At 42.0% G+C, this 14,341-nt stretch carries 13 protein-coding genes; 7 read left to right on the top strand and 6 right to left on the bottom strand.

The window, feature by feature from the left end; all coding sequences use genetic code 11:
• Positions 1-334 precede the first annotated feature (334 nt).
• The 7 genes from NPUN_RS21990 to NPUN_RS21960 all read left to right on the top strand — a co-directional run bounded on the left by NPUN_RS21990 (position 335) and on the right by NPUN_RS21960 (position 6,860).
• On the top strand, positions 335-817 hold the full coding sequence (locus tag NPUN_RS21990) for a hypothetical protein (protein ID WP_012410691.1): 483 nt from the start codon (positions 335-337) through the stop codon (positions 815-817).
• 50 nt (positions 818-867) lie between these two features.
• On the top strand, positions 868-1,677 hold the full coding sequence (locus tag NPUN_RS21985) for an Rpn family recombination-promoting nuclease/putative transposase (protein ID WP_012410690.1): 810 nt from the start codon (positions 868-870) through the stop codon (positions 1,675-1,677).
• 30 nt (positions 1,678-1,707) lie between these two features.
• Positions 1,708-2,040 (top strand): RpnC/YadD family protein, encoded by a 333-nt coding sequence (locus tag NPUN_RS43540; protein WP_012410689.1) that lies wholly within the window; start codon positions 1,708-1,710, stop codon positions 2,038-2,040.
• A 155-nt stretch (positions 2,041-2,195) separates the two neighbouring features.
• Positions 2,196-3,881: an ABC-F family ATP-binding cassette domain-containing protein gene (locus NPUN_RS21975; protein ID WP_012410688.1), complete on the top strand. Its 1,686-nt coding sequence runs from the start codon at positions 2,196-2,198 to the stop codon at positions 3,879-3,881.
• 221 nt (positions 3,882-4,102) lie between these two features.
• Positions 4,103-5,701: a 2,3-bisphosphoglycerate-independent phosphoglycerate mutase gene (gene gpmI, locus NPUN_RS21970; RefSeq protein ID WP_012410687.1), complete on the top strand. Its 1,599-nt coding sequence runs from the start codon at positions 4,103-4,105 to the stop codon at positions 5,699-5,701.
• Positions 5,702-5,800: 99 nt separating this feature from the next.
• Complete coding sequence (gene secG, locus NPUN_RS21965; protein WP_012410686.1) at positions 5,801-6,034, top strand: preprotein translocase subunit SecG; 234 nt, start codon at positions 5,801-5,803, stop codon at positions 6,032-6,034.
• Positions 6,035-6,044: 10 nt separating this feature from the next.
• The gene (locus NPUN_RS21960) at positions 6,045-6,860 is read left to right on the top strand and encodes a peptidase (RefSeq protein WP_012410685.1); all 816 of its coding nucleotides are present in this window, start codon (positions 6,045-6,047) and stop codon (positions 6,858-6,860) included.
• Between the two features lie 46 nt (positions 6,861-6,906).
• On the opposite strand, the gene NPUN_RS21955 is transcribed toward NPUN_RS21960, so the two are convergent.
• The 6 genes from NPUN_RS21955 to NPUN_RS21930 all read right to left on the bottom strand — a co-directional run bounded on the left by NPUN_RS21955 (position 6,907) and on the right by NPUN_RS21930 (position 14,223).
• Entirely contained in the window at positions 6,907-8,055 is a 1,149-nt protein-coding gene (locus NPUN_RS21955) for a glycosyltransferase family 4 protein (RefSeq protein WP_012410684.1), read from the bottom strand.
• A gap of 351 nt (positions 8,056-8,406) precedes the next feature.
• A complete protein-coding gene (locus NPUN_RS21950; RefSeq protein ID WP_041566355.1) occupies positions 8,407-10,050 on the bottom strand; it encodes an MFS transporter in 1,644 nt (547 codons plus the stop codon).
• Positions 10,037-10,939 (bottom strand): DNA repair protein RecO, encoded by a 903-nt coding sequence (recO, locus tag NPUN_RS21945; RefSeq protein WP_012410682.1) that lies wholly within the window; start codon positions 10,937-10,939, stop codon positions 10,037-10,039. The genes NPUN_RS21950 and recO overlap by 14 nt, the downstream gene beginning before the upstream one ends.
• A gap of 67 nt (positions 10,940-11,006) precedes the next feature.
• Positions 11,007-11,903: a transposase gene (locus tag NPUN_RS21940; RefSeq protein WP_234710955.1), complete on the bottom strand. Its 897-nt coding sequence runs from the start codon at positions 11,901-11,903 to the stop codon at positions 11,007-11,009.
• A gap of 291 nt (positions 11,904-12,194) precedes the next feature.
• A complete protein-coding gene (deoC, locus tag NPUN_RS21935; protein ID WP_012410681.1) occupies positions 12,195-12,875 on the bottom strand; it encodes a deoxyribose-phosphate aldolase in 681 nt (226 codons plus the stop codon).
• A 106-nt stretch (positions 12,876-12,981) separates the two neighbouring features.
• Positions 12,982-14,223 (bottom strand): DNA cytosine methyltransferase, encoded by a 1,242-nt coding sequence (locus NPUN_RS21930; protein ID WP_012410680.1) that lies wholly within the window; start codon positions 14,221-14,223, stop codon positions 12,982-12,984.
• Between the last annotated feature and the right edge of the window lie 118 nt (positions 14,224-14,341).

Below are 14,341 nucleotides of genomic sequence, written 5' to 3'. Positions count from 1 at the left end.
TATATCCGATCGTCCTCTATTAGATCGATACCTAGAACCTACTGTGATAATTTTTGAAGAATACAAATCACAAAACTAGGCGTGTGAGTAGTAGAATCGCATTGATTCACTTGGCGATCGCTAATTTTGGCTGAGTTAGAGGTTCTGGTAGAAATACGTAATGGCTACACAAACTAAGTCCGTCTGCGTGGACTCCAGTAAGTTGAAACCCACGGAGGTGGGTTTTGTCTGTATAGCTGCGATTTCTAATCGCCAGTGATAGGGTATTTTACTGGCAGTTAAACAATAAATGGTTTTAAAATGGTGCAATCTTAAAATATTTAGGGGTGCAGCTATGTCTCTACGCAATGAGCCTTTAGATTGGCAACTTGAAACGAATAATCCTTATATACCAGTTTATCATCAAGGTAATTTGGTGGGATTTTTTAAACCAGAATATGCCAGTGAAATTATTAAAACTTTAAATGAAGAGGAAGTTTTAAAGAAAGCTCTAAAAATGGCTTGTACTGATTTAATTAAAAAAGTCGGTGGCGATACCAGAAAAGTCAATTATTTAATGGAAAAATATGTGAAAACTAGTGAGCGGCCGAAGCATGGAACTAGAGCGATCGCAGTTTTACTTCAGGATAGGCAAAAAGAGCTTGACTTGAGTAACCAAGAGTTTGCTAAGTTCTGCGATACCTTTAAATTATCTCCGACTGAACTGAATAATATTTATGCTGGAGAAACATTTGATGATAGTTTGTTATCTCCCTTATCACGTATATTAGGGATGGCAAAAGAGCAATTGCTGAAAGTGCGAGATGGTTCTGAATAATAAAGTAATATTATGAACAGCAAATCAAGATTTTAAAATCATATAAAATTGTGAAAACAGACATCATCTTTTATCGGCTGTTTCAAGAATTTCCTGATATCTTCTTTGAACTTATTGGTAATCCTCCAGAAGAAGCTAGTCTTTATCAATTTTCATCAGTTGAAATCAAACAAACAGCCTTCAGAATCGATGGTGTGTTTCTGCCTACGCAAGGAAGCGAAAACCAGATTTACTTTGTTGAAGTGCAATTTCAAGCTGATGGGGAAATTTATTCACGGCTAATTGCAGAAATATGTTTATACCTCCGTCAAAATCAACCATCGAATGACTGGGGTGCTGTGGTTTTATACCCAAACAGGAATGTAGATACAGGCAATATCAAACATTACCGTGAGTTTTTCACAAGTGGGCGCGTCAAACGCATTTATTTGGATGAATTAGGTGAAGGTGCATCGCTTCCAATTGGCATTGCAACTGCTAAATTAGTAATTGCAACCGACGATATCGCAATTGTCCAAGCAAGGGAGTTGATAGATAGAACGAAGTCTGAGATAAATTCACCACCAAAACAGCAGCAATTATTACAATTTATAGAGACTATTTTGGCTTATAAGTTTCCCACAATGAGTAGGGAGGAGATGCAGCAAATGTTTGGCTTAAGCGAGTTAAAGCAAACCAGATTTTATCAGGAAGCCTTTCAGGAGGGTGTTGAACAAGGCATTGAACAAGGTAAGGTTCAAGGCATTGAACAAGGTAAACTCAGAGCAGTACCAGCAATGTTGGCAGCCGGGTTGACTGTAGAACAAGTAGCACAGGCGCTAGATTTGAGTGTCGAACAAGTCAGACAAGCCGAGCAGTAGGATTCTTATGATCAAGGAGTAGAGGAATTGGTGGACTACAATATAGGAACTATGAGTTTCAAAGATACAAAAATTTATCAAGAAGCATTTGAAGAAGGGCGTTTGGAAGGTTTACGGCAATCAGTACCTCGTTTATTAGATTTAGCGTTAACTATTGAGCAGGTTGCGGAGGGATTCGGTTTAACTATAAACCAAGTTCAAAATGCGAAACTCTATCATGATGGCATCCAAATAGGGGAGCGTAGAGCCAAATTAAAATTAATACCCACTTTGTTGAAATTTGGGGTGACAGTGGAACAAGTGGCTGAGGCATTTGATTTCAGTGTCGAAGAAGTTAGACAAGTAGCACAAAGTCAGCCTTGAGATAGATGTGGTAAATTTTATCCGTGGCTCAAGCCAAATTTGGTTTGCGGCTTCCAAACTTGATCACGACGAATTTATAGTTAATTTTTGTTAATATTAGAGGCGGTGTTAGTACTTCGTCCTCAACCACCCACTCCCTACCTGAGAGAAACTTAATGCTGCGACTAGAACATATAAGTAAAATTTATCCCACAGGCGAAGTTCTCAAAGATATCAACTGGGAAGTTAAACCAGGCGATCGCATTGGCTTAGTCGGTGTCAACGGTGCTGGCAAATCTACCCAGTTAAAGATCATTTCTGGGGAAATGGAACCCACCGCAGGCGAAATTATCCGTCCTAATAGCTTACATATAGCCTACCTCAACCAAGAGTTTGAAGTAGACCCCACCCGCACCGTTAGAGAAGAATTTTGGACTGTCTTTAAAGAAGCCAACGAAGTACAGTTATCTCTGGCGCACATCCCACAAGAAATGGAAACGGCTAGCCCAGAGGAACTGGATCGACTGATCGACAAGTTGGATCGCTTGCAGCGCAAATTTGAAGCCTTGGATGGCTACAACTTAGATGCACGCATCGGGAAAATTTTACCAGAGATGGGGTTTGGGCTAGAAGATGGCGATCGCCTCGTCAGTGCCTTCAGTGGTGGTTGGCAAATGCGGATGAGTTTAGGTAAAATTCTCCTGCAAAAACCCGACTTGTTGCTGCTGGATGAACCGACTAACCACCTAGATTTAGAAACCATTGAGTGGTTGGAAAATTACCTCAGAGGGCTAATTACGCCGATGGTAATAGTCTCCCATGACCGGGAGTTCCTTGACCGCCTCTGTACCCAAATTGTGGAAACTGAACGTGGTGTTTCCAGTACCTACCTTGGTAACTACTCAGCATATTTGGAACAAAAAGCCGAAAGTCAATCAGCACAACTGAGTGCTTACGAACGCCAACAGAAAGAATTAGAGAAACAGCAAACCTTTGTTGATAGATTCCGCGCTAGTGCTACCCGCAGTACCCAGGCAAAAAGCCGGGAAAAGCAACTCGACAAAATTGAGCGCATTGAAGCACCTATCGCTGGGGTAAGAACTCTACACTTCCGTTTTCCGCCTGCACCCCGCAGTGGACGCGAGGTAGTGGACATTAAAGATTTAACTCATCTTTATGGTGATAAAATCCTGTTTTTGGCAGCAAATCTGCTAATTGAAAGAGGCGATCGCATTGCTTTTCTTGGACCCAACGGTGCTGGAAAATCTACCCTTCTGCGCGTAATTATGGGCATGGAACCACCCACGGAAGGTAGCGTTCAACTAGGGGATCACAACGTTATTCCTGGTTACTTTGAGCAAAATCAAGCTGAAGCCTTGGACTTGAAGAAAACTGTCATGGAAACTATCCATGATGAAGTTCCAGACTGGGATAATCAAGAAGTCCGCACGCTTTTGGGACGCTTCTTATTCACTGGTGATACTGTATTTAAGGCAGTTGGGGCATTAAGTGGAGGAGAAAAAGCTCGTTTGGCGTTGGCAAAAATGCTCTTACGTCCCGCGAACTTACTAATTTTAGATGAGCCGACAAACCACCTAGATATTCCAGCGAAAGAAATGCTGGAAGAAGCGCTCAAAAATTATGATGGGACGGCAATTGTAGTTTCTCACGATCGCTACTTTATTTCTCAAGTAGCTAATAAAATCGTCGAAATTCGTGATGGTGAATTCCGCGTTTACTTAGGAGACTATCATTACTATCTCCAGAAAATTGCCGAAGAAAAAGAACAAGCAAAGTTAGCTGCGATCGCTGCCGAAAAAGCTGCTAAGAAAGCTGCAAAAGCTTCCACCAAAAGGAAATAGGGGATTAGATACTACCTTAGTAGTAGTACTAAAACGCTACTACTAAGTAATCATTGCTTATTAGCGTTCAAAAACAGCACAGGAAAATTACTAAAATTTAAAAAATATTTCAAAAAGCTGCAAGTCTTTGATAAAAGAAGTTCATAAGCAAAAATTCACTTGCGGCGTGGATTAGCAATGGTATCATTCGGGTATTACAAAAAGTAAAGGGCAATTTTACTATGACCAAAGCACCTGTTGCTCCTGTGGTGCTAGTCATTTTAGACGGATGGGGCTACTGCGAGGAAAAGCGAGGAAACGCTATTGTTGCTGCTAAAACTCCCATTGTGGACAGTTTATGGGCAGCTTACCCGCACACCCTCATCCGCACATCAGGAAAAGCCGTAGGGTTGCCAGAGGGTCAAATGGGCAACTCGGAAGTTGGTCATTTGAACATTGGTGCTGGGCGAGTGGTACCGCAAGAACTTGTACGCATCTCCGATGCGGTTGAAGACGGTTCTATTGCCTTAAACCCAGCACTTGTCAAAATTTGCCAGGAAGTTCGTTCTCGGAATAGCAAGCTACATCTAGTCGGGCTTTGTTCTGAGGGAGGGGTACATTCGCATATTACCCATCTATTCGGACTACTTGACTTAGCCAAAAACCAGCAAATTCCAGAAGTTTGTATCCACGCCATTACCGATGGTCGTGACACCGCCCCAACTGACGGTGTAAGAGCAATCACAATGCTGCAAAATTATATAGACCGCACAGGAATTGGGCGCATAGTCACCCTCAGCGGTCGCTACTACGCGATGGATCGCGATCACCGCTGGGATCGGGTCAAACGCGCCTACGACGTGATGACTCAAGATGGTGTGGGTGATAATCGCACGGCTGTGGAAATCTTGCAAGCATCTTACGCCGAAGGGGTAAAAGATGAATTTGTCAACCCAATCCGAATTGCACCAGGTGCAATAGAACCAGGGGATGGAGTGATATTTTTCAACTTCCGCCCCGATCGCTCCAGACAACTGACTCAAGCTTTAGTCAGTCCCACTTTTAATGGTTTTGAAAGACAGCAAATCACACCACTGTCTTTTGTCACGTTTACACAGTATGATTCAGACTTACCCGTGGCTGTAGCCTTTGAGCCGCAGAATCTCAGTAATATTCTGGGAGAAGTAATAGCCAATCATGGTCTGAATCAGTTCCGCACCGCCGAAACAGAAAAATATGCCCACGTCACCTATTTCTTTAATGGGGGTCTGGAGGAACCTTTTGCTGGAGAAGATCGGGAACTAGTAAGCAGCCCGATGGTAGCAACTTACGACCATGCCCCAGCAATGTCAGCAGTAGCAGTTACAGATGTTGCGATCGCTGCGATTCAAAAGGGTACGTATTCTTTAGTTGTAATTAACTATGCCAATCCAGATATGGTAGGGCATACTGGTCAAATCGACGCTACCATTACAGCAATTGAAACAGTTGATCGCTGTTTAGGACGCTTATTAGAAAGCGTTATCAAAGCCGGCGGTACAACAATTATTACTGCCGATCATGGCAACGCTGAGTATATGCTGGATGATGGGGGTAATCCCTGGACAGCCCACACCACTAACCCAGTCCCCTTTATCTTGGTGGAAGGAGAGAAAGTCAAAATCCCTGGATATGGTACAAATGTCGAACTGCGAAGCGATGGTAAGCTATCCGACATTGCCCCCACAATTCTAGAGATTTTACAACTGCCTCAGCCACCAGAAATGACAGGGCGATCGCTGCTGAAAACAGCAGATTATGAACTGCAACGCACTCGCACTCCTGTGCAAGTAGGGCTGTAAGAGACTTCTAAGTCAGGAGTTAGGAGTTTACTGAAAATTCCTAACTCCTGAATTCTGAATTTTGTTTTTTGAAAAATTGTTATAAATGAGATTCCTACCATGACAGCTACTAATATCGTGCAAGGCATTTGGGCGTTTTCCGCCACTGGTTTGATTATCTTAGTTTTACTACATAGCCCCAAAGGTGATGGTATTGGAGCCATTGGTGGACAAGCCCAGCTATTCAGCAGTACCAAAAGTGCAGAAAACACCTTAAATCGAATCACTTGGGCATTGACAGTAATTTTCCTCGGTTTAACAGTGGTTTTAAGTGCTGGTTGGCTGCCTAAATAAGGCTAGGTCAATGGGGAAAAAAACCCAACACCAAATACTTAACATCCTAATAAATTTAATCTCACAACGGTTAATTACAGCTCTTGCCTTATTTATTGGCACAGGGCTGTCGATCATTTTTATTAATCTTCATTCGAGTTATGGGTTTACAATAATACCAAAATATGTGTATTCAGGCTCAGTAATCTCTCTCTCCACCTCACCCATCCCAAAACCCCATCCCTTACCGCCCACACTCGCACAGTGGCAAGATAGCACTAACAGTGGTGACTACTTTTCACAAGTCACAACAACCCAAGTTGGTTATTTAGTCTGGTCACAATTTCCCATTCGAGTTTACGTAGAACCACCAAAATCCGTTAACGAAAAACAAGCTCAAGTATGGGTTAATGGTGTCTTGCAGGGTGTAAAAGAATGGAGCAATTATTTGCCTTTGACAATAGTAGAACAGCCAGAAATTGCTGATATTACGATCGCACGAAAAGCGCCACCTCTTCAAATTTCCCCTGGTAGTAGTAAACCTCGTGCGCGATCGGCACAAACTACTTACGAGTTATACACTACCAACAAAGTTTTATCCCACCGCTTCACTATTTTGCTAAGCCCCAGTCAAACAGGTGAGTATCTCATTGCAGCTACCCGCCACGAATTTGGTCATGCACTTGGAATTTGGGGTCATAGTCCGCTACAAACTGATGCCCTATATTTTTCTCAAGTTCGTAACCCGTTGCCTATTTCTTCCAGAGATGTAAATACTCTAAAACGGATTTATGAACAGCCAACTAGTTTGGGCTGGTCTTTAGGGGATAATTCAAAGATTAATTGATCAATCTGACTTGCGTGGTAAGAGAATTCGCACTTTTTCCCTTTCCCTAAGCTCTACGACTTAGCGGTAGAGGTCGCTGTGCTAAAACTTCTTTATAAAGTTCTTCCAGCAGAGTAATATTTTTACTGAGGGTATAGCGGTCTAATACACGCTGTCTGGCTTTTTGCCCAAGTAAAGTCGTTAACTCTGGATGGTCTTGCAACACTGGCAAGAGAGTTTTTAACTGCGATCGCGCGGTTTTAGTACTAATAACTATACCTGCACCTTTTTCTAATACTTCTCCATCTGCACCCACATCTGTTGCTAAACAAGCCAACCCACATGACATTCCCTCTAACAGAGATAGAGACAAACCCTCTACCAATGAAGGTAGAACAAATACATCTGCGCCCCGCAAAATTTCGATGCGTCGGTCTTCATCAGCAACAAATCCTAACCAGATAATGCCGTATTCTGAACCATAAAACGGCTCTAAGGAAGACTTTAAAGGACCATCGCCAACAATTAGCAACTTCGTACCAGGTCCCATTGCCGACTGCTTCCAAGCCCGAAGCAGGGCTTCAACATTTTTCTCTGGCGCTATTCGACCTTGGTAAACAAACAAGCGATCGGCTTTAAATTCGGCTTTGATTTGAGAAAATCCTGGAGAATATTTAACGGTATCAACACCATTGGGAATTACAGCAATATTTTCTTCCCTTACGCCCATCCCTGCCAATAATTCTCGCTGAATCTGGGAAAATACAATCACGCGATCGTAGTTAACTAAAAAAGGTGCGTAGAGCTGATAAGCCAAAAGTTGTGTTCCCGATATCAGCTTTGCCCCCTTGCCAGCAAACGGTGTGTGAAAAGTTGCAACTAGGGGCAACCTCAGTTCCTCACAGATTTCCGGTAGAAAAAAATCTAGAGGAGATAATGTTAAGGAAGCGTGGACTACATCTGGCTTGATTTCCCGCAGCGAATCGGTTAAAACTTTGGTTGCTTTAAAAGTAGGAATTGTATAAACCTGAGACTTGTAAATGAATGGGAGCGAAACCTCTCGAAGATTTGGCCAATTCTCAGGTTCAGACTCTTCCTGTGCGAAGTGAAGAAAGCTAACTTGATGTCCCCTATCTAGCAAAGCATTTGTAATTTCTCGACTGTAGGTGACATTGCCGCAAAAGGGTGATTTTTTTCCAATCCAGGCTATACGCATTCTTTATTTAGCTGTAAGAAAAGCGGGTTTGATCTATTACTTTTGTGTACTTTGTGATTTTTTTTTATCCAACTATACTTGCTGGTTTTTTAGCTATTAAAGATTCCAACCAGGCTCTAGTTTAAAAAGCCTATTCAAAGCTGATTAAACCAGTAGATTTATGGCTTTATTTATTCTATTTATAAGTTGTTAATTTCTGATACTTAAGCAACTTATTCTGACTAATGTCAGATTAATATCCCGCAAGTATGTGATAAATTTTCACTGACCTCAGTTTAGCATGAACCCAAAATCTTTAAGTAAATATTAATTACTTAAAGGTAATGAATAATAGCTCCTGTTAGCTGATAACTACTTGTGTGAGTTATACCACGTTAATATACCTCCTAAAAAGACGATCGCGGCTAATCCCAAAAAAACTACCTGTAATCCCAAAAAGGTTTCTGCGACACCAGCTAAAGCTAAAGGTAAGGAGAGGGCAATATTAATTACATTGTTTTGCAAGCCAAATACTTTACCACGCATTTCTGGAGGTGTTTCTGTTTGAATTGCAGTTTGCATGGGAATTCCGATTAGGGCCCCAAAGATACCTAATAGCGCCACCAGTAACAGGACTAGCCACAGTTGGGTTGTAAAGATTGATAGACCAATCAGGGATGCTGTCATACCCATACAACCACAAAGACTTAGTTGGGTATAGGAAAAGCGTTGACCAAATTGACCGAGAATTGTTGCTCCCGCAGCGATGCCAACACCGCCAGCTGCTAGTAAAAAGCCAAACTGGGAAGCTTTCATATTCGGAATTATTTCTGCCATCCGAACAGCTAGAACAGTTAATGCTGCAAAGACAGAAAACAAGATAATTAGCTGAAGCAAAGCATTGCGGACGCGATGATTTGCTTTGAGGTAGGCAAAACCATCTCGCAAATCAGAGAATACGTGAGGGAATTCTGTATCAGGGTGGTGGTGTTTTTCCTTAGTTGCTAGGAGGAATAAAATTAGTCCAGCGATTGCATAACTACCACCTACTAAAAGTTCTTTGCCCAAACTACCGCTACCACCAATTTGCGACCAAAGTCCATCTGCGATCGCTAATAATGGTTCTCCGACAGCAAACCCAACAATCACCGATGCCATCATCGTTGTCGTATAAAGCGAATTAGCTGAGAGTAAATGCTGTTCTTCTACCACTAAGGGAATTGCTGCCTGTTCCGCCGGTGCAAAAAACTGTGTCAGTGTGGAAACTAGAAAAGTTATACCCAGGATGATCAAAAAACCTACTGGCATAACTCCTATGGGTTTCCAGCCATGAGTCAACCACAGCAGGAAGGGAATTGACAAAACCAGGATGCCGCGCCAAATATTCGTTGCCACCAGCACAGCCTTTTTTGACCAGCGATCGACAAACACGCCAGCAACGGAACCAAATAATACGGCTGGAATCGTAAAAGCCATCATCAAGACTGACACCCAACCACTAATACTCTGATTACTAGCCTGAAACTGAGTATTAATCAAAGCAATCATCAGCACCAAATAAACTTTATCTGCTAGTTGGGAGAAAACTTGACCGCCCCAAAGAGCCAGGAAATTAGGGTTTTTTAATACAGGCAAAAACCCCTGCTGTGTTACATTCGCGGAAACAGCTTCTCCACCTGAACCAGATCCATCTAATTTAGGTGATTCTGTTTCTGGGGTAGTAGCTACTGGCAAACTCTGCCCGTTGCTATTACCGTTGCTATTTGCCTCATCAGTAGTTAATTTGTCCTCAGATTGTATTTCTGGAACATCAGTTTTTGGGATCTGGGCTGTCCAACTTTGATCGTTTTTAGAAACGTCTTTTGGGGACATTTCTTGGCTATTGATTTGACTAGGTGTACACTTTGAAACGGCACTCAAGTGATTCTTGAGGTTAGGATCTGATATCCTATTCTGTTTTTTAACAAGGCTTGGTGACAAAGGCAGGATTTTTTTATCCAAATCAGATGGTTGCATCATGGTTGGCAGCAAAATAAGAATCGATCAAGGTAGCAGAGCGAATAGGGCGACCTAATTGGTACTGAGCATACTGGCGCAAAATCTGCTCAACAGATAACCAGTTATGGTCTCTAGCACCATCAATTTGCATTATCTCTGGTTGTGACAGATGTTGAAGCAAAGCCAGTTCCATAGCACCCAGACGACTAGAAATTAAAGGTATTTCTTGCCGATGCACAACAACTGTTTGGGCATGGGGCATGGGTAATGGGATATGGGGAATGGGGTATTGGTTATTAATCTCCCCCTTTCCCTCTGTTCGTAAACGTTTCCAAGCTTCCAAGCAAATCGTTCCACCCGTAGGGACGCTAAATCCTATCTGCCAGTTGGGTTCTGTAAAGTCTGGCTTGAGGGAGCGCCCAGATAAGCAGCATATTTGCACTTGCGGTGTTACTCCTGCTAAGGCTAAAAGGTGAAACACCCCATGAGCCAGATGAGCCAAAACACCAGATGCATTTGCATTAGACAATGCTTCTAACCGATGGAGATGTTCATTGAACAACTCATAAAGTTCTTCTTGGGGTTGTTCGCTCAAAGCTTGAGATAGGACTATTTCTGCTAAATATTGGCTAGCAGCCAATTTCCCCAAATCTTTAGCTAAACCAGGATAAGTCTTTAACGTCTGTGCTTGAGTAATCTTATCAAGCGATCGCCCTTTGGCGATCAATAGTTCATTCACAACAAACATACCACTCCTGCCGCCCAAGCTGGAGTTGTGCTTACGTGCCCCTGGAGCCACTGCTCGAATCAGACCGAATTCTGGTGTCAAAATGGTCACTATTTTATCTGATTCTCCTAGCACCTGAGTTTTAAGATTAATTCCGCTTGCTTTGTAGGTTCTACTCATTAGTCATTAGAGTTGTCGGGAAATAAAAGATAAGTGAGGCAATGCTGGTCTTGTAATTGGGATTCTCTTAAGCAGCCATCAAGTAGAAGTTCCATAATCCTGCTGCGGTCAGCATCAAATGGTCATCAAAGTTTTCAATCCGATTACGATAAATGACACTGGCGGCGTTGTAGCGCTTCACACCAGCAAAGGCATTTTCGCAAACTACACGGGATTGACTCAATTGACGATTCTCCGTTTTTTGAAGGTCACTTAACTTGCCCCCTTTGGGCTTTTTGTGAGGAAGATGGAGATTGTCATACTGCTTCTGTAATCCCTGAAAGCCCGAGTCTACTTCAATCGGAATTTCATCAGGCACACTACCTGCAATGTCATCTTCGTCATGAAAACGTTTGTCATGCAGTTTGCCTTCTCGTGCTTTGCTTAAGATCAAGACCCGTTTGGTTTCATCAACTGCCGCCAAGTGTTTACGCGTATGACGTTTCTTTTTACCGGAGTAATTCTGTTGTTGTTGTTCTCTTTCTTGAGGTCGCGCAATTGGGCGTTCTGTCCCATCAATCATCACTCGTTGCACTCCTGGAAAGCGTGACAAAAATGCTTCAATGCTTTCGAGATGGCGTTCCGGCAGCGCCATCTTCTGTCCCAAAGCCGCTTCTAATATTGGCTGCAATCGATGCATCCACTCATGTGCCTGGGAGCGATGCATATCAAAGAGCAGTCCCGCCACATCAAAGGTCGGATAACATTTGAAATAGAAAAGGATGAAAAACAATTTGTCTTGGGCTGTAAGTAAGCGGGCTTTGCGTCCTCCACCCAGGCCACGTTGACGAGGCTTGGCCTGTTGAGTATCTAGGTACATCGTGGTAAACGTGGGCAAAAGGGCATCAAATGCTTTCCGGTTCAACCCAGTTAATGCCCTCAACAGTCGGTCTTGCTTCAGCGCACCTTCAATATTCAGCATCATTCTTCCCTACCACTGCTGTCTATTCTCTCTTATTTCCCGACAAGTCTATTAGTCATTAGCCAATCAATTTCGGATTTTGGATTTTAGATTAACGCCATACCTAAAACTAGGGACTTGCAGGAATGCAAGGATTTTAGATTTTTCCATAGTTGAAACTAGCTGCTCTGAAACCAGGTTTAAATTTTGAATCCTTCAATCCTTCAATCCAAAATCTAAAATTGGTCATTGGTTTAGGACAAAGGGCATAGATGTGCCCGCAGTTTTTCGCAAGTTAGGAAGATAAACGAATGACTATTCACCCTTCCCCAGATTATCGCGCTGGCGGATCAAATCGATACCGCGAGATGTGCCTAATCTACTAGCACCTGCTACGATTAAGTCTAGAGCTTGATTGATAGTGCGGATACCACCTGCAGCTTTAATTCCCACTCTTTCTTTTGCCAATTCCTGCAAAAATCGCACATCTGCCACTGTTGCACCGCCATTCCAACCTGTACTAGTTTTTAAGAAAGCGGCCCCCGCCTCCATAGCTATTTCAGCAGCTATTTTTTTCTCCGCATCTGTCAACAGATTGGTTTCCAAAATTACCTTGACAGTTTGCCCAGTCTCTTCACAAATTTCGGCAATTTCCCGGTGGACTTCTTCAGTTTTACCAGCTTTCAACCAGCCCAAGTTCATGACCACATCCAATTCAGTGGCTCCATTATCCGCCGCTTCTTGAGCCTCATAGAGTTTCACTGCTGAAGTTGTCGCACCAGAGGGAAAGCCAATCACAGTACACACTTTCGGGTTTTTGCCGTGGAGGAGTTCGACAGCTTGTTTGACATAGGTGGGGTACAAGCAAACTGCCGCAAAATTGAATCTATATGCCTCTTCACACCACTGCTGAACCTGCTCTGGAGTAGCCGTTGGCGTTAACAGGGCGTGATCGATAAATGGCGCAATATCAATATCTGGATAGTCTGCTGCCATCGTGTCTTCTGCCAGTAATTGATTATTAAACTTTATAAAAAATTAAAACATTTCTTATATATATATTAAACCATATTTATTACGAGTTTATCCTGAAAACAAGCTACTAAGTTATTTTGAATGTTGGTTTTGTAGATGTTGTGGAATTAGTGTTAGTGTTTAAGTTGACATTAGGCTTAGTAAGGTTAGAAATATTAATAGCATTTTTTACGCCAATACTTAAGAAGTTAATAATAGTTTTAGCTAACGCATTGGATGCTAAATAGGGTACGCCATTACCAATAGTTTTAAACATATTAGTGAGTGACATATTATCTGGAAGTACAAAATTTACAGGTAAAGATTGGATGGCTAAAGCTTCCGCTACAGATAGTCGCCGGATTTTATAAGGATGCAAATGTACTTCATTATTTCCATAGCAAGCTGTCGGGGAGTAACGCCATCGGTGAAGACGCTTGAAAGACTTTTTAGAATCATCTCCTTCATCAATAGCAGCAAATCTTGTGATACCTGCCCTTGGTTGAAAACAGTTTTCAGTATTAGGATGCTTCAAAACATTATTTTTTCTAAACCAGTATTCAACTGTTAATTCTTGAGGGATGCCTTCAGGACAAAGCATGATGGAATTTTCTTGGAATGGATCGCACTTCTGCCAAGGGTAAGCAAAAACCTCTTGTTTAGGATATAAAATATGATTTTTCCAAGGAAAAGCCCTTTCATTAAGTAACTTTTCACTACCGACTTTTATTCCTATATCTTTGATAAAATTATTTCGGAAACCAATGAGAATAATTCTTTCTCTATCCTGGGGTACACCATATTCAATAGCATTAATTAACCGCTCTGTTAAAATATAGCCGGCTTCTAGTAATTGTTGCTTGAGCGATTCAAAAAATAAACGGTGCTTTGTTGTTCTCCACAACCCCTTAACGTTCTCAAATAAAAAAAAATCTGGAAGATTGCGGCAAATTAATTCAACATAAGAAGCGGAAAGCTTGCCATTATCTCCTAAACGTCCTCTATTTTTCCCACCAATAGAAAAATCAGGACAGGGAGGTCCACCAATGAAGCCCACAATATTATTAGATTTGCGGCAGTCTTGTACTAACTCACGGAGGTGTTGTGCTTGTAAACCTTCGTGAAGTTGGGTTACATCTCCTATTTCTCCGTGATGATACCCGTATTCTGGCAATGGCAGATTGAGAATCTGCCGTGAATAGCTGTATGCTGCCATGAATGGTGAAAAAATTTCATTAACGTAAACAATATTAAAACCGCTAGTTTCAAAACCTAAATCTAGGAAACCCGAACCAGCAAAAAAGGAGAAAATACAAGGGCGATCGCTCATTCAATATTATTGTGAAATAGTCTTAATTAATATAATAATGCCTGGGGTTTATACTTACGTACCAATCAAAAGTTAAAAATTTGAAGCCTACTTAAATAGTAAAAAAAATTCACACTTT

Origin of the sequence: Nostoc punctiforme PCC 73102 (assembly GCF_000020025.1) — a bacterium.
GTDB classification, from domain to species: Bacteria; Cyanobacteriota; Cyanobacteriia; order Cyanobacteriales; family Nostocaceae; genus Nostoc; species Nostoc punctiforme.
Note: the sequence above shows the minus strand (reverse complement) of the source record. Positions and strands in the feature narration are given on the sequence as shown.

What these genes read in the sequence shown, in the direction of transcription:
- NPUN_RS21955 (WP_012410684.1), bottom strand. Translation starts at nt 8,055, where the DNA reads ATGCGTATAGCCTGGATTGGAAAAAAATCACCCTTTTGCGGCAATGTC.
- NPUN_RS21940 (WP_234710955.1), bottom strand. Translation starts at nt 11,903, where the DNA reads ATGATGCTGAATATTGAAGGTGCGCTGAAGCAAGACCGACTGTTGAGG.
- deoC (WP_012410681.1), bottom strand. Translation starts at nt 12,875, where the DNA reads ATGGCAGCAGACTATCCAGATATTGATATTGCGCCATTTATCGATCAC.
- recO (WP_012410682.1), bottom strand. Translation starts at nt 10,939, where the DNA reads ATGAGTAGAACCTACAAAGCAAGCGGAATTAATCTTAAAACTCAGGTG.
- secG (WP_012410686.1), top strand. Translation starts at nt 5,801, where the DNA reads ATGACAGCTACTAATATCGTGCAAGGCATTTGGGCGTTTTCCGCCACT.
- NPUN_RS21930 (WP_012410680.1), bottom strand. Translation starts at nt 14,223, where the DNA reads ATGAGCGATCGCCCTTGTATTTTCTCCTTTTTTGCTGGTTCGGGTTTC.
- NPUN_RS21975 (WP_012410688.1), top strand. Translation starts at nt 2,196, where the DNA reads ATGCTGCGACTAGAACATATAAGTAAAATTTATCCCACAGGCGAAGTT.
- NPUN_RS21960 (WP_012410685.1), top strand. Translation starts at nt 6,045, where the DNA reads ATGGGGAAAAAAACCCAACACCAAATACTTAACATCCTAATAAATTTA.
- NPUN_RS21950 (WP_041566355.1), bottom strand. Translation starts at nt 10,050, where the DNA reads ATGCAACCATCTGATTTGGATAAAAAAATCCTGCCTTTGTCACCAAGC.
- gpmI (WP_012410687.1), top strand. Translation starts at nt 4,103, where the DNA reads ATGACCAAAGCACCTGTTGCTCCTGTGGTGCTAGTCATTTTAGACGGA.
- NPUN_RS21990 (WP_012410691.1), top strand. Translation starts at nt 335, where the DNA reads ATGTCTCTACGCAATGAGCCTTTAGATTGGCAACTTGAAACGAATAAT.